The sequence below is a fragment of the Bacillus cytotoxicus NVH 391-98 genome (genome assembly GCF_000017425.1).
Lineage (GTDB): Bacteria > Bacillota > Bacilli > Bacillales > Bacillaceae_G > Bacillus_A > Bacillus_A cytotoxicus.
Genome location: NC_009674.1, coordinates 859,060 through 885,635 on the forward strand (window position 1 = coordinate 859,060; position 26,576 = coordinate 885,635).

20 protein-coding genes and 3 pseudogenes are annotated in these 26,576 nt (G+C 36.3%); 17 read left to right on the plus strand and 6 right to left on the minus strand.

Going from position 1 to position 26,576, the window contains the following annotated elements; all coding sequences use genetic code 11:
- Nucleotides 1–1,055: 1,055 nt before the first annotated feature.
- The gene (locus BCER98_RS04230) at nt 1,056–1,265 is read right to left on the minus strand and encodes a helix-turn-helix domain-containing protein (RefSeq protein ID WP_011983847.1); all 210 of its coding nucleotides are present in this window, start codon (nt 1,263–1,265) and stop codon (nt 1,056–1,058) included.
- A 395-nt stretch (nt 1,266–1,660) separates the two neighbouring features.
- On the opposite strand from BCER98_RS04230, the gene BCER98_RS04235 reads away from it, so the two are divergent.
- Complete coding sequence (locus BCER98_RS04235) at nt 1,661–2,776, plus strand: DNA cytosine methyltransferase (protein WP_011983848.1); 1,116 nt, start codon at nt 1,661–1,663, stop codon at nt 2,774–2,776.
- A gap of 51 nt (nt 2,777–2,827) precedes the next feature.
- Here the strand turns inward: BCER98_RS04235 and BCER98_RS04240 are convergent, their stop codons facing one another.
- A complete protein-coding gene (locus BCER98_RS04240; protein WP_011983849.1) occupies nt 2,828–4,453 on the minus strand; it encodes an AlwI family type II restriction endonuclease in 1,626 nt (541 codons plus the stop codon).
- 344 nt (nt 4,454–4,797) lie between these two features.
- On the opposite strand from BCER98_RS04240, the pseudogene BCER98_RS23795 reads away from it, so the two are divergent.
- A pseudogene (locus tag BCER98_RS23795) lies at nt 4,798–5,226 on the plus strand (IS110 family transposase); the annotation flags it as partial.
- Nucleotides 5,227–5,368: 142 nt separating this feature from the next.
- On the opposite strand, the pseudogene BCER98_RS04250 reads toward BCER98_RS23795, so the two are convergent.
- Nucleotides 5,369–6,506: pseudogene (locus tag BCER98_RS04250) on the minus strand (transposase).
- A gap of 165 nt (nt 6,507–6,671) precedes the next feature.
- On the opposite strand from BCER98_RS04250, the gene BCER98_RS04255 reads away from it, so the two are divergent.
- The 15 genes and pseudogenes from BCER98_RS04255 to adhP all read left to right on the plus strand — a co-directional run bounded on the left by BCER98_RS04255 (nt 6,672) and on the right by adhP (nt 23,653).
- Entirely contained in the window at nt 6,672–7,820 is a 1,149-nt protein-coding gene (locus BCER98_RS04255; RefSeq protein ID WP_011983850.1) for a hypothetical protein, read from the plus strand.
- Nucleotides 7,810–9,408: a hypothetical protein gene (locus BCER98_RS04260; RefSeq protein ID WP_011983851.1), complete on the plus strand. Its 1,599-nt coding sequence runs from the start codon at nt 7,810–7,812 to the stop codon at nt 9,406–9,408. The genes BCER98_RS04255 and BCER98_RS04260 overlap by 11 nt, the downstream gene beginning before the upstream one ends.
- A gap of 253 nt (nt 9,409–9,661) precedes the next feature.
- Nucleotides 9,662–9,988, plus strand: coding sequence for a nucleoside triphosphate pyrophosphohydrolase (locus BCER98_RS04265; protein WP_011983852.1), 327 nt, complete (start codon nt 9,662–9,664; stop codon nt 9,986–9,988).
- A complete protein-coding gene (locus tag BCER98_RS04270; protein WP_011983853.1) occupies nt 9,981–12,419 on the plus strand; it encodes a DEAD/DEAH box helicase family protein in 2,439 nt (812 codons plus the stop codon). The genes BCER98_RS04265 and BCER98_RS04270 overlap by 8 nt, the downstream gene beginning before the upstream one ends.
- 283 nt (nt 12,420–12,702) lie before the next feature.
- Entirely contained in the window at nt 12,703–12,837 is a 135-nt protein-coding gene (locus tag BCER98_RS23330) for a hypothetical protein (protein WP_011983854.1), read from the plus strand.
- A gap of 114 nt (nt 12,838–12,951) precedes the next feature.
- A pseudogene (locus BCER98_RS04280) lies at nt 12,952–13,887 on the plus strand (IS4 family transposase); the annotation flags it as partial.
- 359 nt (nt 13,888–14,246) lie between these two features.
- Nucleotides 14,247–15,620, plus strand: a complete 1,374-nt coding sequence (locus tag BCER98_RS04285; protein ID WP_011983856.1) for a sigma-54 interaction domain-containing protein — start codon at nt 14,247–14,249, stop codon at nt 15,618–15,620.
- 219 nt (nt 15,621–15,839) lie between these two features.
- Nucleotides 15,840–16,922 (plus strand): aromatic ring-hydroxylating oxygenase subunit alpha, encoded by a 1,083-nt coding sequence (locus tag BCER98_RS04290; RefSeq protein ID WP_011983857.1) that lies wholly within the window; start codon nt 15,840–15,842, stop codon nt 16,920–16,922.
- 6 nt (nt 16,923–16,928) lie between these two features.
- Complete coding sequence (locus BCER98_RS04295; RefSeq protein WP_011983858.1) at nt 16,929–18,383, plus strand: aldehyde dehydrogenase family protein; 1,455 nt, start codon at nt 16,929–16,931, stop codon at nt 18,381–18,383.
- A 23-nt stretch (nt 18,384–18,406) separates the two neighbouring features.
- Complete coding sequence (locus BCER98_RS04300; RefSeq protein WP_011983859.1) at nt 18,407–19,501, plus strand: tartrate dehydrogenase; 1,095 nt, start codon at nt 18,407–18,409, stop codon at nt 19,499–19,501.
- Between the two features lie 492 nt (nt 19,502–19,993).
- The gene (locus BCER98_RS04305) at nt 19,994–20,194 is read left to right on the plus strand and encodes a DUF3311 domain-containing protein (protein ID WP_011983860.1); all 201 of its coding nucleotides are present in this window, start codon (nt 19,994–19,996) and stop codon (nt 20,192–20,194) included.
- Complete coding sequence (locus tag BCER98_RS04310; protein WP_011983861.1) at nt 20,187–21,665, plus strand: sodium:solute symporter family protein; 1,479 nt, start codon at nt 20,187–20,189, stop codon at nt 21,663–21,665. The genes BCER98_RS04305 and BCER98_RS04310 overlap by 8 nt, the downstream gene beginning before the upstream one ends.
- A gap of 266 nt (nt 21,666–21,931) precedes the next feature.
- Nucleotides 21,932–22,069, plus strand: a complete 138-nt coding sequence (locus BCER98_RS22865) for a hypothetical protein (protein WP_237701319.1) — start codon at nt 21,932–21,934, stop codon at nt 22,067–22,069.
- Nucleotides 22,070–22,158: 89 nt separating this feature from the next.
- Nucleotides 22,159–22,260 (plus strand): DUF5105 domain-containing protein, encoded by a 102-nt coding sequence (locus tag BCER98_RS22870; RefSeq protein WP_235436380.1) that lies wholly within the window; start codon nt 22,159–22,161, stop codon nt 22,258–22,260.
- Nucleotides 22,261–22,627: 367 nt separating this feature from the next.
- The gene (gene adhP / locus BCER98_RS04315; RefSeq protein WP_011983862.1) at nt 22,628–23,653 is read left to right on the plus strand and encodes an alcohol dehydrogenase AdhP; all 1,026 of its coding nucleotides are present in this window, start codon (nt 22,628–22,630) and stop codon (nt 23,651–23,653) included.
- 271 nt (nt 23,654–23,924) lie between these two features.
- On the opposite strand, the gene BCER98_RS04320 is transcribed toward adhP, so the two are convergent.
- Genes BCER98_RS04320 through BCER98_RS04330 form a run of 3 tightly spaced genes read right to left on the minus strand, consistent with a single transcriptional unit; the run spans nt 23,925 to nt 26,278 of the window.
- On the minus strand, nt 23,925–24,401 hold the full coding sequence (locus tag BCER98_RS04320) for a thioesterase family protein (protein WP_011983863.1): 477 nt from the start codon (nt 24,399–24,401) through the stop codon (nt 23,925–23,927).
- Between the two features lie 19 nt (nt 24,402–24,420).
- Nucleotides 24,421–25,401: an L-carnitine dehydrogenase gene (locus BCER98_RS04325; protein WP_011983864.1), complete on the minus strand. Its 981-nt coding sequence runs from the start codon at nt 25,399–25,401 to the stop codon at nt 24,421–24,423.
- Nucleotides 25,385–26,278 (minus strand): BKACE family enzyme, encoded by an 894-nt coding sequence (locus BCER98_RS04330; protein ID WP_011983865.1) that lies wholly within the window; start codon nt 26,276–26,278, stop codon nt 25,385–25,387. The genes BCER98_RS04325 and BCER98_RS04330 overlap by 17 nt, the downstream gene beginning before the upstream one ends.
- Nucleotides 26,279–26,576: the final 298 nt, after the last annotated feature.

Sequence of the window (26,576 nt, forward strand, 5' to 3'; positions counted from 1 at the left end):
GTATAACGGATCAAAAAAGGTGTAATATTATTAGTTTATTTTTATATGTTAGCAGGAGATGATAAGTGGATCAAACCTGACAGAATGATAGTGTGTTTTTTAGAAAAAGCACTTCACAGAAGAGTTAAAATTGAAGAAGCTCAAAGTATCTTAGAAAAGGTTACTCACATATTTATGAAAAAATATCCAAATATCACCCGTATATTTTGAATTATTATATATAGAATTGAAAAACAATAATGGTCATTAAACAAACATGAGGATTTATGGATATATTTCGTATCTCTTAGAGAGTTTTGTATAAATACTCAAAAGTAAAATCTCATGTTCCCATAGTCAAACCTTCTGTTGAGTAGTAGTTCCGTTCATCGTATATACCGTTTTATATAATGTGAATGAAAACGAAAGAAAAAGAGTACATCATGGTTCACTCCATTTCATTTATTATATCAATGTAGCACACAAAAGAGCAACTCACCAAAAGTGTAGAAGAACCACTTTCATTTTGCAATAAACAAGATGGTTTCGCCTAATTTAAACTTTATATAAACTACTTGTAATGGCTCATATAGAGCAATGGATTTAATCTCATGAGAGAATGATGAAGAGGAGTATTGAGGGATTTTTATATTACACTTAGAATGTAAAAATCTATTCAAGAAAACTGTTGAGACATTGGGAAAACTATTTGATGATAGAGAACATATCCCGTATGATGTAATTGGAATTATGATTGTTAACATTGTTAATAAAATGCAAGAACTCATTGAACAAGTTTAAAGGATGCTTAACAACAGTGAGGCATTGCTTATTTTTTTGAATGAATTTTTTAGGAAACATAGAAAAGTATTTTGATGAAATATATGCTTATCTGTTAGATGGAAAAAGTATTGTTAATCGTGAGAAAACATATGTGGATGAAATAGCAGACACCCTATTTATGTATTTTGACAGAAAGAGATTTTTAATGTTATTTTTTGGAATGGGAAGTATTTACAAGTGAAGTGAGTGTTAATTCTATCCGTTGGATTTAGATTATCCTGTTTATCTATCGATTAAAGATCTCGAAAAAGCTCTTCTAAAGTAATACCTAATCCATTTGTTATTTTTGCTAAGCTTTCTATTGTAACGTTTTTTTCGCCACGTTCAATAGCACCTATGTGGTTAGTATGTATATTTGATAATTCTCCTAACCGCTCTTGGCTTAAATTTTGTTCTTTTCTTAAAAGGCGAATGCGTTCTCCTAATTTTTTGATGAGTTCCATATTTTCAACACCTTATCAACGTATAACTAATTTTTTTTATTATAACATTTATGAGTGTGGTAAGCATTCTATTTGTGACTGAAATGAGGAGAGTGCTAATTTATTTGATTGCTTCATTATATAAATATTTCTTTTATTAACGTTGTATAGATACTTAAATGTTGATATCTTAGTAAATTTGCATTAGTATTAACAAGGATATATAACTGACAAAAAAGTCGTGATTTATGTCAAAAGCGCTTTTTTTGTCTTTTTTTGTTTTCAAATGGATGGAATAACACCCTATTTTGTATGACTGAAAAGGTTTTTTTGTTAGTTGTTAAAAGAAAATGGAATGGGATACAATAAAATATACAAGAAGATACGTATCAAATTCTGTATAGGAGGAAAGAAAGATGCCGATTTATCGCAAGGGTGAGTTTTTTAATGGTCCTGGTGGTTTCGCAGCTGGCGCTCGTATGGCAAGAGTTTTAGATGCAAATGGAGAAGAATATCGAGTGGAACATACTTGGTCGAATGAAATTTGCCCAGATGCAGCTGCAACATATATAAATAACATATGCCCAGCAGCTCCTGATACAGTGATTGTTCAAGATGTTCGTACATTAGATATAGAAAGAGATACACGATTAGGACCAATTGACGCATTCGTTTTTGGTTTTCCATGTAATGATTTTAGTATCGTAGGAGAACAAAGAGGAATAGAGGGTGACTATGGTCCGCTGTATAGCTACGGTATCCGTGTATTAATACATCATCAACCACAATGGTTTATTGCCGAAAATGTTAGCGGATTACAAAGTGCAAATGATGGTGGTGCATTTGTTCAAATCTTACGTGAAATGCAAGAGGCTGGGTATACAATTACACCACACTTATATAAATTTGAAGAATATGGTGTTCCACAAGCAAGACATCGTATCATTATTGTTGGAATTAGAAATGATATGAATGTTGAATATCGAGTACCTGCACCAACTCATGGTCCAGGTAGAGAACATCCATATGTTACAGCTTCACAAGCGTTAGAAGATATTCCAGAAGATGCTCCGAATCATGAATTTACAAGACATCAGCAGAGGGTAATTGATATGCTAAATCATATTCCACCGGGTGAAAATGCTTGGTATGAGGGAATTCCAGAACATCTTCGTTTAAATGTAAGAGGTGCAAGATTAAGCCAGATTTATAAGCGATTACATCCTCATTTACCTTCTTATACGATTACAGGAAGCGGAGGAGGAGGTACTCATGGCTATCATTGGGATGAGCCTCGTGCATTAACAAATCGTGAACGAGCTAGAATACAGACATTCCCAGATGATTTCGTATTCTCAGGTGGAAAAGAGAAAGTTCGTCAGCAAATCGGAATGGCTGTACCTCCAAAAGCGGCGAAAGTCATTGTAGAATCTGTATTAAAGACAATGGCTAGTATCGAGTATGAATATACGCAACCGAAATGGGATATAAATGTGTTATTAGGGCAACAAGAAGTGCCAGTGCTTGTATAAATATAATAAAAGAAGAGGTTCTTCCTTTAAAAGGAACGACCTCTTCTTCTATTAGTCTAGAGTGATTGCTCGATGTAATGCTGAAAATGTAGTATATCCTTTATTGTTAACTGCACGTAAAAATAATGATACTCGTTCTTCTTTTGATAGATTCTTTTCCATGCAATAATCTAAAAATCCTAATAAAGTTTTGGCGTTCATGATGAATCCTTTTACTTCCCGACCAGCAATGTGATTTTTTGTTTTCTCGGTAATTTTCTTCAAGTTTTTCTCTCCACCAATTTGGTCAGCGGCAATGTAACCGAAAAAGCCTACATTTCTACCTGCGTAACCTTCATAGTTTGGGATGTATTCACTTGCCATATGAGAAGCCAGATTTGATGGGAGAGAGAATTTACTACTGCGGTAATTTTTAGCATCGATTAACCCCAATCCATCTTGTCCATATAATAAAATAATTTCAATTTCTGTTTGGTCACCTGTTGTAGATTTTGGACGCATGATGACTTGAAATCCTAATTCTTTTAAAATCTCTCCAGTCTTATCTTCAAATGCATGGTTATCTTCTTCAGATAGATATGCTTCATAAAAGTCTTCGTTTGAGAAGGAGTAACCTTGTTCTTCTAATTTTTCTTCAATAATTGATAAAGCATCATTTGGATTAAATCCTGCCACTTCAAGTAATTCTATTGCTCTGTCTTTATTATTCTCGGATAGAACAGATAGTTCTGATAAAGCTTCTTGAATAAGGAGTGTGCGTTTTCCTCTGTTTGTAGCAGGTTTTTTATCATGAAAACGTGTTGCTTTGTAGCTCTCTATATCCAATCCATTATTTTCTGCCATTCTTTCTAAAGAGAATTGATAACGGTTGTTAAAAGGATAACGATTATCGTATTCCTTTATTTTATTTGCTGCTTCTATAGCATTTGAAGGATTCGTACGTAAACATTCTCCACGAATGTATTCTACTAATCTCGTGTAGTCGCAAAGTAGCATAAATGTATGCGCTACATCTGAATGAGAAACTTCAAAATCACGAGCAGCGCTGTCAGAACGACTGCGATGTTCATATTGCTCAGCAATATTGATCTTTATATTTCTTTTTTCGTGTGCATTTGCCTTGCGAAATTGAAGAATACGCTGTGTAACCACATCTAATTGATTGTCGTTCGATGCGGTTAGTACAAAATATGTTATTTCTTCCTTTGTTACATAATAGTCTAAGGCAATTTGGTTGGTTAACTTAATCAGGAATCGAGCCGGCCGAATTTTAAAATGGGAGCAAAATTTTGGTCTGAAACCTGATTCCATAAAATAAGCATTTGGGATTTGTAACGTAAGAATTTGCTTAGATATATTTTCAAATACATTTTTTCGATTGAGTAATGCTTTACCTACTTTAGTAGGTACTAAATATCCATTTTCATTTATGTATACATAAGCGAATGTTTTTAACATAGCTACCCATGTGCGCCCACCTGAACCATCATTACTAATAGTAGGTGCTTTTAGTCCTTTATTGCCTAATACTTCTTCATATTTTTTATGAAGTTCTCGATTTCCTTTCCAAGGATTTTGAAAATCGTTTGTTGCTTCTTGGAGTGCACTAAGTGCTAATGCATGAAATTTTGGGTCTCTCTCTGGGCGAGTAATAAACCATACTTTTCGTTCTGCCATTACTGTTCCTCCTGTTTCTTGATGGAATCCAATATACGCTCTCTAGTACTTGTTGATTGCTAATGTCTATTGCAGGGATATCCTTCATTACTACGAAGTATCCTTTTAAGGTTAGAATAAGTTTTTTTCATTTTCTAATGTTGAGGCTACACTCTCTTCTGTTGATAACAGGGCAAGAACTTCTGTAATTTTGATGACATCTTGGTCGAATAACTTATCTAAAGAAGGAGCATTCCTGTTAGAAGATTTTTCGGAGACTTGAACAAAAAGGCCCCTCTTGGTATGATGCGGGGTGTCAAATCTGCAGAATTGACATCCAATTTGTTAACCAAGGAGGACTCCATATGAATTTTAAACAAAACCAGAAAATAAATCAAGTCACTGAGAAAATGCTTGTTGGAGGAATCGGTATTGCGAAGCGGTCACATTTCGCTTGCTTTGTAGATGATCGTGAACGAATGCTCCAAAAATCATTTTCAGTTTCTCAATCTCTTGAAGGTTTTGAGTTGTTCTATCAACGTCTCCTAACGGTTATGAAAAAACAGAAGTTTACTGGCCATTACTGATTTAATCCCGCTGATTTTCATGAAGAACGCGGTATTCCTTTGGTTATAGCAAATCCTATGCAGATCAAACGGTCAAAAGAATTAGATGACAATCTACTAATTAAAAATGATCGCAAAGATGCATTCGTGATCGTTCGCTGTATTAAGGATGGACGTTTTAATTACCCTCGTATCTTGAAGGACATGGGAGCTGAACTTCGTGTTGGTAAACATGTAGAAGAAAACTATCAGAATTTGAAATTGGAGGAGGGGGTACCTCCCTCCTCCAATTTCAAATTTCCGCATGACAAATAGATCTGATGATTTTCTTTTTTCGCAAGGTCTATTATGATATACTAGTTTCACATGATTACGAATGTGTTGAAGCGGTTTCGTAATCATAAGATATGTTGTGTGTAATAAGATGAAAAGCCACTTTCAATACCTTATTCACACATGCGATGGATGCAACTTTATGACATTTGTTATAAGGTTGCATTTTTAATTTATCATAGTAATCTACGAAATGATTGTTTCCAAATCGTCGTTGGCGAATCATATTTTGTATTGTAAAACACAGTATTTTGCGTAAATGACGATGGCCACGCTTTTTGATTTTATCCCTGTAAAATAACGTGCCCGATTGAAAACGGCTTATATCAATGCCTGCGTAAACATTCAATTGCTTATGATTATCAAATCGGCTTATATCACCCATTTCTCCGATCAAACGAACGGCTGGATTTTCACCTATGTAAGGATGCTTATTAATATTTGATATTCGTTTCGCCTTCTGAAAGCTTAACCATCCTTCCAATTCATGTTTGTCATTGTCTCAAAATAGCTAGGTATCTTTTCGCATAATCTTTTAATTGTTCACACTGAATAGCATTTTTATCAACAACTGGATAGGACTCTTGTGTAGCTTCTATTAACTGAATTGTTGTTTTAGGAGCTAATTTTTTATCTGTATTGACGAGTAGTCGATTTCGAATAACGGTTTTAGAGAGATGTTTGACACAATCCGCATGAGGAAATAGCTGTAAAATATCTAAAAATAGCTCGGACTTTTGTGTGAAAAGCGATTCCAGCTCTGGAAAAGTCAGCTGTAGTAGCCTATGCATTCGGCTTCAAATCACCTTCAATTCTTCATTTGGTGGTGAAGTGAGTTTGGGCCAAACGGTGGGTATTACTCTTAACCGTTTTATGCATGCGCATAGAAATTGTTTAAAGCTTCGACTCGAGTGGATTTAATAGACAGTATGAAAACCATAATCATTCATAAACCGCTCTAATTGCCTAGAATATACCCTCGTCGCTTCAAATACGATGGCTGGAGCTTGACCATCACCATCACTTCGTACCAAAGTAACGATCTGTTCATATAACTTTTGGAGATGTGTTTGATTATGTAGGATTTCCCCCTCAAAAATGCAAGATTGCGCTGAGCTATAAATAACCATATAACTTTTCCATATACTGACATCGAAAGCAATTACACTTTGCATAAGCATACTTCCTGTTTTTTGTGCGAATTCGAGGCTCTAGGGCTGTCCTGACCTATTCTTCACGTCTGCTAATCTTAGTATGTTTTAAGTGGAAAAATATTGGGATTGATTGGTATAATTCAAATAAGATATTTACAAAGAACTATATTACATCAGGAGGGCAAAATGGGAATTGAAAGACTACAAGAAGAAATAGTGACAGAAGAAATAGAAAATTTAAGATCCTTAGTAAGGTCAGTTAAAAAAGAAGCAAGTATTTTTTTATTAGAAAATAAATATGGGCAAGGAAATTTGTTAAGCCAAACAATATTTCAAATTGCCGCATTAATAGAGAACTTACCAGAGAAAAAATCAATTATTGAAGATTTGGTAAATGTTAAACAATATTCCTCCATGGTTCATGAAGAAACGTTTATAAATTTAGCAGAAAAATATAAAATAGATATGCATTTCGATGAACCGTTAAAGCTTATTGTTACAAAATGTTATTGTAGTTTACCTTTGGAAAAATTTAATAAAATGTGTGTGATAGCAAGTGTAAATAAAGAAAAGCAATATGAAGTATTACGAGGGAAAATGATTGAAAAAACTCTAGAATTTGATGAACAAGATAAAAGGGATATAGAAACGGCAATGGGAAATCTGGTTGAAGCAGGAAGAAACTACATTATCAATTTGGAGAAAGTCAATGATGATATTATTATGACTGCGCATTTTGAAACTAGAACAAGAACATTTACTACTATTAAATCAGGGAAAACGATTGCAACCATTAATGTTAAGCCGACAACAAGGGCGTCAGCAAAATATAACATTAAAGAAAATCGTATTTCATTAAGATATGGCACATCCAATAAAATTAGAAATGCGATGTTGGAATCATTTGGACAAGTTTTCTTTAAAGATAATAATCATTTTAAAGGTGATAGTTATCAGATATATAAATTGGATGATGTGAAGAATGATGATTTTTCAATACGTATTGACGAGGAACTACAAGACAAGGTTTTATCAGCTAACATTATAGAAGAAACGTTAAAGTTTAATTTAGAAGATAATGAGGTAGTATTAGTTGTAAAGTCAAAAGATGTAGAGGAGACATTGGAGCTTTTATCTAATGAGCATGTTCAATTAAAAGCTCAGCCTAGGGAAAGTGTAGTTATCCAAATCAAAATAAAAGACGGTGAACAACAAGATAAAATAAAAACGTTAAAAGTAAAAATTTCAAGCAATAGTAAAATTCATTTTGACCCACGTTATACAGAAATTGTTCATAAATGTCTTCAGAACTGGGGGATAGAGATTGGAAGTTAAAGAGAAAGAGCTATTAAAAAAAGTATTGACGTATTTGGATAAAAATGTTCATTATATCATGGATCATAAAGAGTATGATTTGATAGAGAGTAGCTTAAGGGATAAATGGTTTATTGCTTTAACAATGACAAGTACAACATGTCCTATCTGTGAGGATTTGTGTCATCTTGCGTTTGATGAAGATGATGATTTTGTGGTTTGTCCGAATACGCATGAAATAATTGATATTACGGATGAACAACGTTTTAAATATAGATTTAAGTTAGATGAATTTTTGTGCGAATTGCAAAAAGAATGGAAGATTGAAAGAAGAGAAGGTTCATGGAAAAGCTTCTCTTCTATTGGTTCAACAAGCTACAAAGAAGATAAATGGTTGATAATGTTTGGATTAGGAAACGAAAAAGTGAATAGTATTAGAAACATTATGGAACTTCGAACACATTTTCCACAAGACTATATTTTACTAATTGTTAATGAATTTTTAAGTTACGAAGAACCTCAAAAGCAAATATTAAATAATATGGGTGTGTTTTTAGCGTCTTGGGAAGAGTCATTAGAGTCAACATTCAATCATATTTACAGTGAACAAGATCAGGTTTTATTACTAACTAAGGGTATTTTAAGTGCGGGTGCAAGCAAGGATACGGAAATTGTTATGTCAGCACTGAAACATGCTGCTACAACTGCACAAGGAACAGAATTTGAAAGGCAAGTATATAATGTTATTCGTCAATTATTTCAAATTGCAATGCCCTTTGGTAGTAAATACACAGGGTTTGGAATTCCAGATGGCGTCATAAGCGAAGGGAAAAGCAATCCATTTCCTGTCATGTTTTATGATTGTAAGTCTTTTAAAGGGGAAGATTATCGTCATAAGTCAGAGATACCAATGCAAGTAAATTACTATGAGGATTTTTTAGAGAATTTTTTTTCAAAAGAACATGCATATCGAAATACAGGGTTTATTATTTTTGCTAATAAATATTCCGATGACGCACAAAGTAGTATCATAGGTTCTCCACATTGGCAATACGTACGTGAGAAGTGTACAGTATTTTTTATGAATGTGAAAGCTTTGGAAAAAGCAGATGAGATGGCTAAAAATTTTTTTGTACAAAGTGGTTTTAATAGTTTCGACTTTTTTCAGGTGTGTTTCGAAAACAGAACTGAATTATTTAATGACAGAGAAACTGAACAATATTATCAACAGATATTTAAGGACTCTCTTTATAGTAATCTTCGTTTTATAGACGATGTAAGAATAGAGTTGGCACTGATAACAGGTATTGTGAATGCAATAAATAATTTAAATAATAAAGATGGTTTGAGTAAAGATTTAAAAATAGTTATAAAGAATTCTATGCATGAGAAGAAGAAGATGCGTGTACACAAACCCGTGATATCTGTATTTTTGTCAGAATTTATAGAAATGATGAATACTAATGAGTTAATAAATAAGTTTCATCCACTATCCATATTGCTAGTCATGAACCGTTTCGATGATGATTTACGTAGTGCAGTAGGCGAAGCTAAGTATGATGAAACATTAGATGAGGTACAAAATAAAATAGAAGAGTCATTAGTTTAAGTTTTTTGAATTAGATGAATACTATAAGCTTAGGGGAGAAAATTACAGTGTTTTGTGATAAGTTAAATGCTCTCTATACGTTTAAAGTGTTTAATATCACATTATTCAAAAAACAAATTGGGTTGTACACTTGAAATGAGATTCACTGTGACATAGCGTTATAGAAATAATAAGGTTTTGTGCGTTTATATCTATATATAATAATTTAAAAAATAATAAGAAATGAAAGAAAAAGTAACTTGGAGGAATTCAAATGCCAATCTACAATAAACTAGTACGCGATCGCATTCCAGAAATTATCGGAAATAATGGAAAAACATTCACAACAAGAATGCTTGATGAACAAGAATACATAGAAGAAGTGTGTAAAAAAACGCAAGAAGAGTTAGCGGAGTATGTGGAGGCGGAGAGTAAAGAGCATAAAGTAGAGGAGTTAGCGGATTTATTAGAGCTTGTAAATGCGTTAGCGCAGCATGAGGGTGTAACGCTTGAAGACGTGGAGAAAGTGCGTAAACAAAAAGCGGAAAAGCGCGGTGGTTTTAGGGAGAGAATCTTTTTAGTTGAGGTACATGATGACTAATGTTCAGCTTGTTACAAACAATTTGATTCAAAAGTTAGAGCGTTATATGGAAGATGCTAAGGCGATCTACATTTTGACGTCATTTGTGATGAAATCTGGTGTTGAAGTATTAACTGAAGCGTTGCAAAAAGCAGCAGAAAAGAATGTGGATATTAAGGTTTGTACAGGAGATTATTTATATATTACACAGCCTGATGCTTTGGAAAAGCTTTATCATATCCATCCGAATATCGAGATTCGTTTGTGGAAGAGTGCAGGGAAGTCGTTTCATCCGAAAGCTTATTTGTTCGAGCATGAAAGTGATGGAGTGATGATTGTTGGTTCTTCTAATATGTCTCGCTCAGCATTAACAAGTGGTGTGGAATGGAGTTTGCTTGTGAAAGAGAGTGTTGGAAAAGAAGCTTTTTCAGAAGCAATTAATCAATTTTTACATATTCATATGAATGAGGCTACTCAATCCGTTAATTTAGAAACAATTAAACAATATCGCCAAGAATATGAAGAGTTCCATCAAACACATTCTAACTTAGTTCGAACATGGACAAAGCAAGAAGAGATTGAGATGATGATTCCTTCTGGGCAAGAGGGATATGAGATAAAATCAGGGGCACAAATCGAGGTCGAGCCAACTGCGCCATATGAAACGAAAATTGCACCACGTTTTGCGCAAGTTCCTGCTTTAGAGCAATTAGAAAATACGCTTGAAGAGGGGTATAACAAAGCGATGATTGTTATGGCAACAGGGCTTGGAAAAACGTATTTAGCTGCTTTTTTCGCTAAACGTTTTAAAAGAGTGCTATTTGTTGCACATTTAGAAGAAATATTGAACCAAGCAGAGCAATCTTTTCAACGTGTGATACGTGATAAGACAACAGGAATTTATAATGGTAAGAGAAAAGAAGGAGAGAAGGATGTTGTTTTTGCGTCTATTCAAACATTGAGTAGAAAGCGTCATTTAGAAAACTTTTCTCCAGATGATTTTGATCTCATTATTGTGGATGAATTCCACCATGCGGCAGCAAATAGTTATCAAAAGGTGCTAGATTATTTTAATCCCAACTTTTTACTTGGGATAACAGCTACGCCAGATCGTAATGATTTCCGTGATATTTATTCGATTTGTGATGGAAACGTTGCGTATCGCATTGATTTTATGGAAGCGATTCAGCGTGGCTGGTTATCTCCGTTTCACTATTATGGTGTGTATGATGATACGGACTATTCCCAAGTGCGCTGGATTGGAAATAAGTATGATCGTGAAGAGTTAGCCGAGGTACAGTTAAAAGAAGAGTTAGCTGACAAGATTTTAGAAGCATGGAAGAAGTATAAGAAAACGAGAACAATTGTATTTTGTTCTAGCATTAGGCAAGCAGTCTTTCTATCTACATATTTTAATCAAAACGGTTACAATACTATTTCGCTTCACTCTGAAACGAAGGATATTTCAAGAGAAGATGCGATTAAGAGGCTGGACCGTAACACGCTAGATGCAATTTTCACGGTTGATTTGTTTAATGAAGGTGTAGACATTCCGTCTGTTGATACATTACTATTTGTACGCCCAACAGAATCGTTAACAATTTTCACACAGCAAATTGGACGTGGATTAAGGTTGCATGAACAAAAAGAGCATTGTGTGGTTATCGATCTAATTGCTAATTATCGAAATGCGGATGTGAAAATGCAGATGCTTCGTGTAGAAGGATTAGCGAAAAAAGATGGAACTCAACCTATTTTGCCAGAGGGTTGTGTCATAGAGTTTGAGCTAGAAGCAAAACAGCTATTAGATGAACTTGTCAAAAAGAGAATGCCGCGAAAAGAAAAGTTATTACATAGTTATCAAACGGTAAAAATGGAATTAGGGCGTAGACCAACATATTTAGAATTGCATAAGCTTGGTACAGAAGAGAGTAAAGAGTATCGCCAAGAATTTAAATCTTATGTTGGCTTTTTAGCGTGGGCTAATGAATTAACAGCACAAGAAAAAGAAGTGTTTATACGTTATGAAGCGTGGTTACAAGAAGTAGAGAAAACAGGAATGGCTAAAAGTTATAAAATGTTGCTGCTATCAACAATGTTACAACGTGGAAAAGAGAAATGGTACCATCCGATATCGCCAAAAGAAGTTGCACCATTTTTCCATCATTACTTAATGGAGAAAGAATATCGCAAGCGTATTGATTTTAGTGATAAACAAGCGCAACGTATGTGGGAATATGATGCAGAAAAGGTTAGTAAATTAATTGCAACAATGCCGATGACGAAATGGAGCGGTAGTTCAAAAGGATTGTTATCTTTTGATGGAAGTGTGTTTTCTATAAACATGGATATTCAAAAAGAAGATGAGCATCTTTTATTTGAATGGACGAAAGAGATTTGTGAGTATCGTCTTCATACTTATTTTGAGAGGAAAACGGTCATATCGAAATAGGCGTGGGTATTTTTTTTAAGATGGATATAGAAGAAATCATTTAGAGTACTGGTATACCACAAATTTCCTTTGCTAACAAAGGAAGAAGGGCAATATTTAAAGGGAGAAATGAAGAATATATAGTGATGAAAAGGCATCCTCAATTTAAAATGTACCCTATAGAATAGACATTTTGAAAAAAGTCTGTTCTATAGGGTCATAGCCATCAACTTAAGAAAACGAATAAAATAATGAAATTAGGACACCCTTTCATGCAGTACTGCATGAAAGGGTGTTTTAATTTATGACTATAAACAATGACACACCAGTTGAGGAGTTACGCATGCTTGGTGAAGAATTTCGAAATAAATTCTCTATTCATCACCTACAAGAGCTTGCGTATCAAACAGGTATGATTCAACGAAAACGAAAATTTTAGGTACAGAACCTTGTATCACTCTGTGTATTTTTAGGACAAACAATCAGTTCCGAGTCTTTAGTTAGTCTTTGTACAAAATGAAATGAGGCCACCGGTACATGCACCTCAGCGGATGCACTTAATAAGCGTTGGAACGAGAGAACTGTAACTTTTCTCAAAGAGTTATTTCTATATGTCTTCCAGCAAAAAAATTGGCCCACACAATCGCTAGCCAGTCGCTTTACACGAATTCGCATTTTGGATTCGACATCTTTTCAGCTCCCGTCTTCCTATGCGAAAGTTTTTAAAGGATTTGGCGGTGGAGGATCTGAATCAGGTGTAAAAATTCAATTGGAATACGAACTACTATCGGGAGAATTTTTAGGAATGACCGCAGACCATGCAACTAGCAACGATGCAAAATATGGACAAGAACGCACGAAAACTCTGCAAGCTCAAGACCTCGTACTTCGCGATCTTGGGTATCATGATATTGGTGATTTAGAGAATATCGCACAGTGCAAAGCTTACTATATATCTAGGATTCGTTGGAATACGCAAGTGTACCAAAAAGGAGAAGCTGGAAATTGGATTTTATTACATATAGAATCCTTAACGAAGAATTTAGAAGAAGGAGAAACGCTAGAATTGCCAGAGGTATATATCGGATTAAAGTACAAGCATCGAACTCGCCTTCTCTTATATCGTTTAAAGCAGAATGAATGGGAGAAGCGCTTGGAACATCATGAAAAAATGAAAAAGAAAATGCCAAAGTCTGCGAACAAAGTAAATCTATTAGTTACCAACACTTCGTCAGAGAAACTGCCAGCCACAGAGGTGTATGCTTTTTATTCATTACGATGGCAAATAGAAATTCTATTTAAAACATGGAAATCTATATTTCGTATTCATGTAAGTAAAAGAATAAAACTAGAACGATTTCAATGTCATTTGTATGGCCAACTCTTGCGTTTATGTTTAGTCGCAAGCGTTACTTATCAAATGCGAAGGCTTTTATGGGAGAAACAGGGAAAAGAAATGAGTGAGTTGAAATGTGCTTATATGGTGTAGATTTATCTAAAAAAAATACACGCCGCACTTTTTTTAAGTTGATGGTTATGCACATAGGGGCGTTTTTTGACTGGATAACTACATTTTATGCATTGGATCCTGGTGTAAATGTAGATTGAGAAATATGATCTCAATCTACATTTTGTTTTAACTCCTTTATCGTGTATTAAATATTAAGTTCATGATGTAGCTCGTTATGAAATGTTTTAACAATAAGTTTATATCCCTCACCGTAATCCCTCAAAAATAATACTTCCCACTTTGTAAGTCATTCAAATTGAGTTATAATCAACTTGTTTAATATTTTAATTAATCTAAATTTTCTAAAACATTTTTATTAAACAGGGGGAAGGTGATGAATGATGCAAAAGGAGAGAGGGACCGATTACACAGTAGAGGTGACGGCTGATGTTTTGATGAATATATTAGATCATTCATCGGATGAGATTTATGTTTTAGATAAGGATACGCGTATTGTTTATGTGAATAAAGTTTGCGAAAGACATTATGGGTTAAAGCCGAGTGAAGTAATCGGACGGCTGAATGAGGAATTTGTGTTGAATAACTATTGGAAGCCGTCCATTGTTCCGATTGTTTTTAAAGAAAAGAAGCCTGTAACGATTAAGCAAACGACTTATATTGGTGGGGAGTTAATTACAACAGCTATACCTATTTTGAATAAGGAAAATGAAATTGAGCTTGTTGTGACGACAGCTCGTGAGCAAAATTATAAAACAATTATCATGGCCCCAGTAGAGCAAGAAATGGAGCATTCACATGATGACAATTTATTTGGACAAACGATCCTTACAAATAATGAAAAAATGAAAAACTTAATCAAATTTTGTGAGAAGGTTGCTTCTACGGATACGACGGTGTTGATTCAAGGGGAGTCAGGAACGGGAAAGGGGGTATTGGCGAATTATATTCATCAAATGAGCAAGCGGAGAAAAGGACCGTTTTTAACTGTCAATTGTGCGGCTATCCCGGAAGAACTTTTGGAGTCCGAGCTATTTGGATATTCTAAAGGGGCATTTACAGGAGCAAAAAGAAGCGGACAAGTGGGACTTTTTGAAACGGCTAATCATGGGACAATTTTTTTAGATGAAATTGGCGAAATTTCTCTGAAAGTTCAAGCAAAGATTTTACAAGTGATTCAAGAGCGACAATTTATTCCTGTCGGAGGAAGAAATCTTAAAAAAGTAGATGTTCGTATTATTGCTGCGACGAATCAAAATTTGTATGAAATGGTGCAACAGAAACAGTTTAGAGAGGATTTATACTACCGGCTTAATGTTATTGATATAAAGTTACCACCATTAAGGGAACGAATGGAAGATGCGATTTCTTTAACATATTATTTTTTAAATAAATTTAATAAAAAATATCAAGTGAATCGCATTGTTTCGCAAGATGTGCTCGATATGATTAGTAGATATTTGTGGCCTGGAAATGTGCGACAGCTTGAAAATGTAATCGAACGATTAGTGGTGACAAGCGACTCTGTTATTCAATCATCTGATTTACCGGAAATGATTCTTCAGGCTGCTGAGACGAAACAGTTTTATTCGCGCCCAACTGCATTAGATGCGGCAATAAGGGAATTGGAAGAGCAAATGGTAGTCAACTCGTATAAGAAGTTTGGAAGTACAAGGAAGGTAGCTGCTGATTTATCAATCAGTCAGACGAGAGCTTCTAAATTAATACGTAAATATTGTAAAGATGCGATGTAGGTGCTAAAGAGGCAATGCTTTCAAGCATTGCCTCTTTTCGTTTTACTAGTAAAGTGAATCGAAAATAACTCGTGTGAGTTTCATTCACTTCGTTTTTTATAAGAAGAATTTGAAAGAATAGCAGAATGATAGGTTGAATAATGAAATGAAATTTGGCATGTATTTTGCATTAAAAAAGATACATATTCGCAAAAAACAAAAATGAAAGGGGTTTCAATTATGGCGTTCAATAAAGTGCAAAACGCTACTACCCGAACATTTGAAAGAGTGCTTCCGTATGATTTGTATACAAATCCAGAAGTTGTAAGAGAAGAAAAAGATAAGATTTTTTCGACATCATGGCAACTTGTTGGTCATGTGAGTCAGGTGGAAAATGCAGGTAGTTTCTTCACGACAGAAGTAGCGGGGGAACCCATTCTTGTCATTCGAGGTAAGGATGAGATTGTGCGAGCATTTTATAATGTTTGTCCGCACCGGGCAACGAAGTTAGAAAAAAATGAGGCAGGGCAGAAGAAAATTTTACAATGTGGGTATCATGGCTGGAGTTTTCATTTAGACGGTAAATTGAATCGGGCTCCTAATTTTAAAGGGGATGATCAGGCTTGTGTCGCGAGTGCTTGTTTACGTTCGGTACGAATGGAAATTGCAGAATCATTAATTTTTGTAAACTTAGATGATAACGCTGCCCCTCTTATGGAATCGTATGGTGACTTTTTTGAGAAATTAAGTAAATTTTCGTTTCTTAGTGAATTGAAGAAAACGCATGATAAAAAACGAGTCATTAAGGCAAATTGGAAGGCTTTTATTGATAATTATTTGGAATGTGATCACTGCCATACTGCACATCCGAGTTTTGTGGCGACATTGGATATGAAGGATTATCAAATTATTACGTGTGAGAATTATTCTGTTCAAGGTTCGATGGTAAAGCCGAACAAAAATTACGGGTCTGTGAATTTAAATGAGGCGGAAATGCAAGGAGGCAGCTTCTATTGGTTATGGCCAAATCTTATGATTACAATTTATCCTGGTCCTGGCAATATGGCGACGATTCAAATGATTCCGATTGATCATGAGACGACATTAGGCGTGTATACGTACTATTTTAGAGATGAAAATTTAACACAAGAGGAAAAGGATTTAGTTGCTTTTGCAGAACAAGTGAGAAATGAAGATGTCGAGCTTGTCGAACTGGAGCAAGTTGGCTTTCGTTCTCGTGCATTTCAAAAAGGAATTTACTCTTCATCTGAACAAGCCGTTGTGCAGTTTCATGAAATGGTGTTAGAGGCTTTAGAAAAATAATGTTTAATGGTTGGGGGAGAAGGAGAATTGAAAAAGCATTTGTTCATTAACGGAAAACAAATGGAGACAAAGGAGTATGCTCCACTTTACTCACCGTATACAAGGAAGAAGATTGCAGAAGTTGCGGTGGCAAGTCGGGAGCAGGTGAAGCAAGCTATTACGGTAGCTGATGAAGCAAAGTCTGTCATAGCCAATATGCCGGCATATCAACGAGCTGAGATTTTAGAAAATGTTGTTAACTTATTGAAGGAACAAGTAAATCAAGCAGCTGAAATGATTGCGCAAGAAGCGGCGAAACCAATTGTCTTTGCGAAAGCGGAAGTAGTACGTACCATTGAGACATATAAGTTTGCGGCTGAAGAGGCGAAAAGAATTCATGGGGAAACCATTCCGTTTGATGCGGCATCTGGAGGGGGCGGTAGATTCGGGTATACGGTTCGAAAACCGATTGGTGTGATTGGAGCGATTACCCCGTTTAATTTTCCTATGAATTTAGTTGCTCATAAGGTAGGGCCCGCTATTGCGGCAGGTAATACGATTGTGTTGAAACCAGCTTCTCAAACCCCTTTGTCCGCTTTATTTATTGCTGAGTTGTTCCAACAAGCGGGATTGCCAGATGGTGTATTCAATGTTGTGACAGGGGCGGGAAGAACGGTAGGAGACGCAATTGTAGAGGATGACAGGGTCAGTATGGTTACTTTTACTGGAAGTCCTAGTGTAGGAATTGGAATTCGCAATAAAGCTGGATTGAAACGCACAACATTGGAGCTTGGTTCCAATGCGGCCGTTATTATTGACCGGGGTGTAAATATTGATAGTATCATAGAGCGCTGCGTTATGGGGGCATTCTCTAATCAAGGGCAAGTATGTATTTCACTGCAAAGAGCATATGTTCATGAAGAAGTATACGAAGAGTTTGTTACAAAGTTTGTAGAAGCAACGAAAAGACTAAAGCTAGGCGATCCGCTTGATTCAGAAACAGATATTTCTGCTTTGATTTCACCAGAAGATACGGATCGTTCTCTAAGCTGGATTGAAGAAGGAAAACAAAAAAATGCTAAGGTTGCGATAGGTGGAAATATGCAAGGAACAGTACTTGAGCCAACGGTTATGTTGGATGTTGCACCGGAATTAAAGGTGTCTTGTCAGGAAGTATTTGCTCCTATTGTGTTAGTAAATAAGGTAGCATCTGTAGATGAGGCTATTTCTTATGTGAATGATTCGCGTTATGGGCTCCAGGCAGGAATTTATACAGAAAACGTAACACATGCTTTGAAAGCAGCGGAAGCATTGCACGTGGGGGCAGTTATGATTAACGATGTTCCAACATTCCGCGTTGATCATATGCCTTACGGTGGTGTGAAAGAAAGTGGTACAGGAAGAGAAGGAATAAAGTATGCCGTTGAAGAAATGACAGAATTGAAATTAATTGTTTGGAATCAAAACGAATGCGGTAGTTAATTTAAGGGGAAGAAGGGTTTTTCATGAAAACATTGAAAGTAGCTGTTATTGCTGGAGACGGAATTGGTCCTGAGGTAATGGATGAAGGTGTGAAAGTACTGCAAACAATTGCAAATGTAAGTCAGCAATTTAAGTTTGAATTTACGTATTTTCCATGGGGGTGCGAATTTTATTCCAAGCATGGAAAAATGATGGATGATGATGGGATTGAACAACTTAAGGCATTTGATGCGATTTATTTAGGTGCTGTAGGATTTCCTGGAGTACCTGATTATATCTCGCTTTGGGATTTGCTTTTGAGAATTCGTCAAAGTTTCGATCAATATGTAAATATACGTCCTGTCACTTTATTAAAAGGTGCTCCTTGCCCGTTAAAAGATGTAAAGCGTGAAGATATTGATATGCTCTTTATTCGGGAAAATAGTGAAGGAGAGTATGCGGGTGCCGGCGATTGGTTATATAAAGGGAAAGAACATGAGGTCGTTTTACAAAATAGTGTGTTTTCTCGTAAAGGAACGGAGCGCATTATTCGTTATGCATTTGAAATAGCTCGAAAGGAAAGGAAATCTTTAACGAGCATTAGTAAAGGAAATGCCCTGAATTATTCAATGGTTTTTTGGGATCAAATTTTTGAAGAGATTAGTAAAGAATATCCGGATGTGAAAACAGCTTCTTATTTAGTAGATGCAGCTGCAATGTTGATGATTAAAGAGCCGCACCGGTTTGAAGTTGTTGTGACATCGAACTTATTTGGTGATATTTTAACGGACTTAGGGGCGGCTCTTGCCGGTGGTTTAGGCTTGGCAGCAGGAGCGAATATTAATCCTGAAAGACAGTATCCATCGATGTTTGAGCCAATTCATGGTTCGGCGCCCGATATTGCAGGGCAACAAATCGCCAATCCTTTGGCGGCAATATGGTCAGCAAGCCAAATGCTCGATTTTTTCGGATATGAATCTTACGGAAAATTAGTATTAGATGCATTGGAACAGACTTTGGTAGAAGGGAAAGTTTTGACACCAGATATGGGGGGAACTGCTTCTACATCAGATGTTGGAAAACGTATAGTGGAGATTTTAACATCTCTTATTCTTACCCAAACGCATGAAAGAGTGTAAGTAGAGAGGGATGCTTCCATACTCGGCAGGGGATATGAAAAATTTCTTGCCGAGTTTATGTCATTCTTTTTATAGAAAGACAATGAATCTATTGAATGTATTTTTAAAAGCGCTTTCAAATGAGTGTTCGTAAATCACGTTGTATTTTATCCTGCCATTTATAACACATAATGTTTGAAATAGATAAGAAAAACTGCTTGTAATCGCCAACTATTAATGGGGGCGGACGGATGGAAGGTTCACTTTATTATTTATCCCGCTATTTTAGGGCAGTAAGACTCCCGCCTCAAGATTCAGAGAGAAGTAAGGAAGATAGGGGGGAGTAGGGCTGCCCGTAACCGTAACAGCCCGATTGGTGAGGGCTCATAATCAGTGGGGATGAAGAACCCCCCAATGATTAAAGTTTCACTTTATTTTTTCATGAAATTCACAGTATGAAGAGAATAAATAACTAGAAAGAGTCTTGTCCATTTTGAAGAGGAGGAGCTTTTCATGAAGAAAGTGTTCGTTTGGATATTAGGATTGCTTCCTGTTATTGGTTCATTCACTGTTGTAAACAGAGTGAAGCCATATGTATTTGGTTTACCTTTCATTGTATTTTGGGCGGCTGCCTGGCTAGTTTTAACTTCTGTCTGTTTATATGTGATGAGCATTATTCAAGATCGGCAGGAGGAGGGGAAGCTTGATGAATAGTGCTATATTTATATTGATAGGCACTTTTTTACTTACCTTTTATTTAGGAATGCATGCTCGTAAAGGGCGAGAAATGCAGCTGGAACAATGGGCGGTAGGGAATCGGAATTTTGGTTCTGTTATTATGTTTGTGTTAATGGCTGGCGAAATTTTTACGACGTATGTATTTCTTGGTGGAAGCGGTGGGGCTTATCGAATGGGAGGGCCGATTATTTATATTTTTAACGCATTTTGTTATATTGTCCCATTTTGGATTCTTCCCCCCATTTGGCGCTATGCAAAGAAACATACACTTCTTACGCAGTCTGACTTTTTTGCGAAAAAATATAATAGCAAACCTCTAGGTTTATTAGTAGCGGTCGTTGGGATTGTTTCCATGATTCCTTATATCGTTTTACAGTTAAAGGGGCTTAAGATTATTGTATCGGAAGCTTCATATGGTATGGTTTCCCCTAATTTAGCCGTTTGGATTGGCATGATTGCCGTCACTATATTCGTTTCACTGTCCGGTATACACGGTTCAGCATCCACAGCCATCTTAAAAGATATTCTCCTGCTTATTGTCATTTTATTTTTAGGTATTTATTTACCTTATCATTATTACGGCGGTATTAAGCCAATGTTTGAAACATTAGATGCAACTAAACCGGAGTTCTTACTGATTCCGAAAGAAGGGTACAGTATATCGTGGTATATTTCTACTTGTATTACGATCGGGTTAGGACAATATATGTGGCCACAATGTTTCGGGGCTAGTTTATCATCAAAGGATGAGCGGACATTGCGAAAAAATGCTGCTATTTTACCGCTGTACCAAATTATATTAGTGTTCATCTTATTTATTGGCTTCACAGCCCTGTTACAAATTCCAAACTTACAAGGGGCAGATACCGATTTGGCGTTATTTAAAATTGCAAAAGCAACCTTTGATCCGTGGGTAGTCGGAGTAATCGGAGCGGCAGGTATTTTAACAGCACTTGTTCCATGCTCTATGTTATTACTGACAGCATCAACCATTTTGTCAAAGAATATTTATAGGACAATGAGACCAAATACAACGGATGCACAAATTGGACGATTAACTCGTATATTTGTTCCGATTGTTGCACTAATCGCTGTATTTTTTACGTTTTATGGTGGAAGCAGCATTATTGCATTGTTGATCATGGCTTATAGCTTTGTATTACAATTATTTCCACCTCTGTTTTGTAGCTTATGGAAAAGGAATCCGATTAATAGAGTAGGTGCTTTTGCAGGGATTATAGCTGGCGTCATTGTCGTTGCATATATCACTATAAAACAAGCGACGATGGGAACATTCTTTCCGCAAGCTCCGCAGTTTATAAAAGACATTGATGTCGGCATAGCGGCTCTTGTAGTGAACATAGTAATCATGTTTGTTGTCAGCGTTGTTACAAATAAAGGAAAGGAAAAACTAGAGCCTGAGATTACGTTGCAAAAAACAGTATAGATTCTTAAAGAAGAAACCCGGCTGAAAGAAACGATATGTTTTCAGTTGGGTTAGATTTTTTTATGAGAGTACATGATTAAGAACATAAAAAATGAAACCTCTCTGTAAGTGTCGAATATTCCTCGCTTTCTATTTAAAAATAATTCCCCAATACTAATCTTTAATGCGAATGAAAATTAAGATATGTGCATTTTTTGAATTTTCACTACAAACATAGAAGTGTTAAGAAAAAATAAAGGGATTAAGGGGAAAGGTGGAAATGCAGCATGAAGATTAAACAGTTTATGAGTGTTTGTTTTGCCGCTAGTTTTACAGTAGGTTTTGTAAGTGGTAGCGCGACGGAAGTAAAAGAGGATAAGGTATACGAAGTTGGGATACAGGAAAAACACAAAATGTTGAGCTGAAATTGGAAAGTGCGGAATTTGTCTTACCAGAACAATTTACGAAGTAAACACATGATAGAATCTTTAACAATCAAATCGATGAGCAAGGGCTGTTAAATTACTTTAAAGCTTTAAAAACAGCATTCCAAAAACATGTGAAATTTGGAACGAAGGTAATATCCAAAAATGGAGATAAAGCGCCAGTTGAATGAAAAGCAAAACCAATTATATTGAACGATTTGAGATCTAAAGTTCAAAGTGATGAGAAATATCATTGAATGAAAACGGATTCTTACAATGTGGCGGTTCTCTTATTAAGGGGAAGCAGTAGAAAGAAATGTAGTCTCTTATATCAAGCTTTATAAAGTAGAGGTCTGTGAAATTCATTATTATTCCGAAACTACAAACATTTTAGAATTTGTTCAATATTGAACGATTTGTTTGCAAAATCTTGTGCTATGATTAACCTGTAATTGAAATGTAGCCCTTACATTTGGGACAAGTATTGGTTATAGCGGTGTAGATAAAAGTTGTTAGATGGACGCATTGAAATTCTAAAATATGAAAGGAAGATCGCATATGAAAGCAGTAGTGGTTAATAAAAACAGCAAAGCAAACATTGAAGTTATCGAAAAAGAATTACGTCCGTTACGCGCAGGCGAAGCGTTAGTAGATGTAGAATATTGCGGAGTTTGTCATACTGACTTACACGTTGCAAATCATGACTTTGGTAACACAGATGGTCGTATTCTTGGACACGAGGGCATAGGAATTGTAACGAAAATTGCAGATGATGTTACTTCGCTTCAGGTTGGTGACCGTGTAAGTATCGCATGGATGTTCCAATCTTGTGGTCGTTGTGAATATTGCGTAACTGGTAGAGAAACATTTTGTCGTGAAGTTAAGAATGCGGGTTATACAGTAGATGGCGGTATGGCTGAACAATGTATCGTTACTGCTGATTATGCGGTAAAAGTACCAGAAGGATTAGATCCTGCTCAAGCATCATCTATCACATGTGCCGGTGTAACTACATATAAAGCGATTAAAGTATCCGATATTAAACCTGGCCAATCTATCGTAATCTACGGTTGTGGTGGATTAGGTAACCTTGCTGTCCAATATGCGAAACATGTATTTGGTGCAAAGGTTATTGCAGTAGATATCAATGACGACAAATTAGCATTGGCTAAAAAGGTTGGTGCTGATATGACAATCAATCCAACTACTCAAGGACTTGCTGATAAGATAATTCAAGAGGCATTTGGTGGTGCTTATGCTGCTGTAGTAACAGCAGTTTCTAAAGTGGCCTTCAACTCAGCAGTTGATGCAGTCCGTGCTTGCGGTAAAGTCGTTGCGGTAGGTTTACCAGTAGAAACTATGGATTTAAGCATTCCACGACTTGTGTTAGATGGAATTGAAGTAGTAGGTTCTTTAGTTGGTACTCGTAAGGACTTAGAAGAAGCATTTATGTTCGGTGCAGAAGGCAAAGTAGTGCCGGTTGTTCAAACTTGTTCATTAGATGAAGTACAAGATGTATTCGAAGAAATGGAGCAAGGTAAGATTCAAGGTCGTATGGTAATCGATTTTAAACAGCATAAGTAATTGCTAGTGTAAACAAATTTATTTTGTTTTCACGATTGTTGGTGCGGTTCTCTTAGTAAATATGAAAATGGGATCAGTCCAGTATGAAATGAAGTCACTAAAAACTCCATTTGGTTTCACTTGGCTAGATATTCGCCGATTCAATCGACGAATATCTAGCCCCTTTATTTTATAATAGAGAGAGTAAATAAATGAGCAATCTAATTACAACATACGTTATATTCTTTGGATAAATCACTACACTGAAGATAAGAGATCACATCTTTTTCTCTTATTTTCTCCGAATACCAATCGTTCTTCCAGCTTGTTTCGGTGGTTGTAAACTTTTATGCGATTCGCCAAGTTTTTCAATACGTGTGTAAATCTCAGGCGGGAAAGGGGCAGGGCGGCCTTTGTTCATATCTATCCCCATCAACATTTGTTCACTCGTTGCAAGTGGCTCTCCTTGTTCGTTTTCCATTGTGAAAAAGATATGCAATCGTTTTGTGTCATAATCTAACAGCTGGATTTTGACTTGTAGGGCTTGTCCTTCATATGCCTCAGCTAGATAGCAAAGGTGTGTTTCTAATGTGTAAATGGAATATTGATGTTTATCACGAAAATCAGCATGGATTCCTAATTCGATCATAAATTGATCTACAGCCATACTGAAGACGACGGCATAGGCCGCATCTGTCATATGCCCATTATAGTCGATCCAATCTTTTTGGACGTTTTCTTTTAAGAGTGGGTTTTCAATTTGAGGCAATTGATTTTCTCCTTTCCTGTTAGAGCTTTCCGCTTAAGTTTGCTCCTGGCCAATATTTCTCAAGTAATTGGATCAGTTCGATTAAGAATTCATCACGACGTTGTTCTAGTTCTGTTATGGAATGTCCAGTCGTTTGTGCTTCACATCCTGCAATGACTTGATTGGTCAGGTCGGTAGTTAGTTTTGGTGCGACTAATTTCGTCCATGGCAGTTGTAAGGCTGGACCAAATTGTTTCAGCATATGTCTCATTCCTTGTTCACCACCTGCAAGATGAAGGGTTAGAAACGGTCCCATAAGTGCCCAGCGCAATCCTGGGCCATAGATAATCGCGGCGTCCACTTCTTCTGTTGTGGCAACACCATCATTGATAAGATGTAGTGCTTCGCGCCATATTGCTTCCATAAGACGGTCAGCCACATGACCTTCCACTTCTGTTGAAATGACAAGTGGCTTCATATTAATAGATTGATAAAATTGCTCTGCAACTTTTATCGTTTCAGGAGAAGTATTTTTTCCGCCAACTAATTCTACGAGTGGAATTAAATAAACGGGATTGAATGGATGTGCAACAATGACGCGCTCAGGTCGTTGGCAATCTTCCTGTAACGTACTTGGTTTTAGTCCGGAAGTACTTGAGGCAATAATTGCTTCCGGTTTAGCGAAACGGTCAATTTCAGCTAAAACATTTCTTTTTAACGCTTCTCGCTCAGGGACATTTTCTTGAATTAAATCAGCATCTGCTACGGCTTTTGCCAAATCTGGTTCGAACGTGAGTCTATCTTTAGAAGCTCCTTTTGCTAATCCTTGTTTTTCAAGCGCAGGCCAAGCATTCTCTATACTCTGTCTTATACGTATTTCTGCATGTTCTGCTACGTCAGTTGCAACGACATCATAGCCTTGTGATAGAAAACGAGAAATCCATCCATTTCCAATAACACCTGTCCCAACAACGGTTACTTTTTTAATCATATTTGAGCTCAAATTATTCCGCCTTTCCATAAGGATTTCTTAATCCTAGATGTTTCCGTGCTTCTTCTGGTGTCATTGGTGTAGCACCTAATCCGCTCATGGTCGTGACAACGCGGTCTACTAACTGTGCATTTGTTGCAAACACACCTTTATCTAAATAAAGGTTATCCTCCAGTCCTACGCGAACATTTCCGCCTAGAAGGATGGATTGAATCGCCATTGGCATTTGCATCCGTCCAATTCCAAATGCTGACCAGTGAGCATTTTCAGGAAGTTTATCGCGCATATACAGCATTGTTTCTGTATCCGCTTCTGCTCCCCATGGGATTCCGAGGCAAAATTGGAACATCGGATCACCATCGATAAGACCTTCCTCCATTAACTGTTTCGCAAAGCGAACATGACCGGTATCAAAGCACTCTAGTTCAGGCTTCACACCGCTTTTCTGAATGAGGAGCGCTTGCTTGCGTAGCCAATCTGTTGGACTGACGTAAAGTTGGTCGCCAAAATTTAGACTTCCGCAATCTAATGTACAGATTTCAGGTAATAGAGCTTCTACAGGCTCATGACGCTCTTCCGGTGTTTGCATGTCCGTTCCAGGACCGCCCATTGTCGGATCCTCTTGGCTTGGAATCCAATCGCCGCCTCCGCCAGCTGTAATATTTAAAATAACATCTGTATCGGATTCTCGAATTCTTTCCACTACTTCTCTAAATAAAGTAAGATCATGACTCAGCGCTCCCGTTTTTGGATTACGTACATGGATATGGGCGATTGTGGCACCGGCCTTCGCAGCTTCAATGGATGCTTGTGCGATTTCTTTTGGGGTAACTGGTACGTGTGAGCTTTTTTTCGTCGTTTCTCCAGCTCCTGTTACTGCACATGTTACGATTACATTTTGATTCATGTTATCTCCTCCTTTTTTCATCCTGTACGAACGGGCACTTATAAATTGAGAGAAGCGAAAGTGCCTAACCCGTTCAATGAACCATGAGTGAGAATACCGATGGTTCATTCATTTTTTGAATCCCTTTCATTTTAAAACTAATAATTCAAAATAGAAAGACATTTCTTATAATAACGATATCTTAAACGGATATTATTTTTCAAACAATTCAACTTAAGTTTTATTCTGTAAAAGAATGAAGGGAACGACAAAAATTTGCTTATGCCTAGATTTAGAAAAAATGTAATCTTGCTTGTTC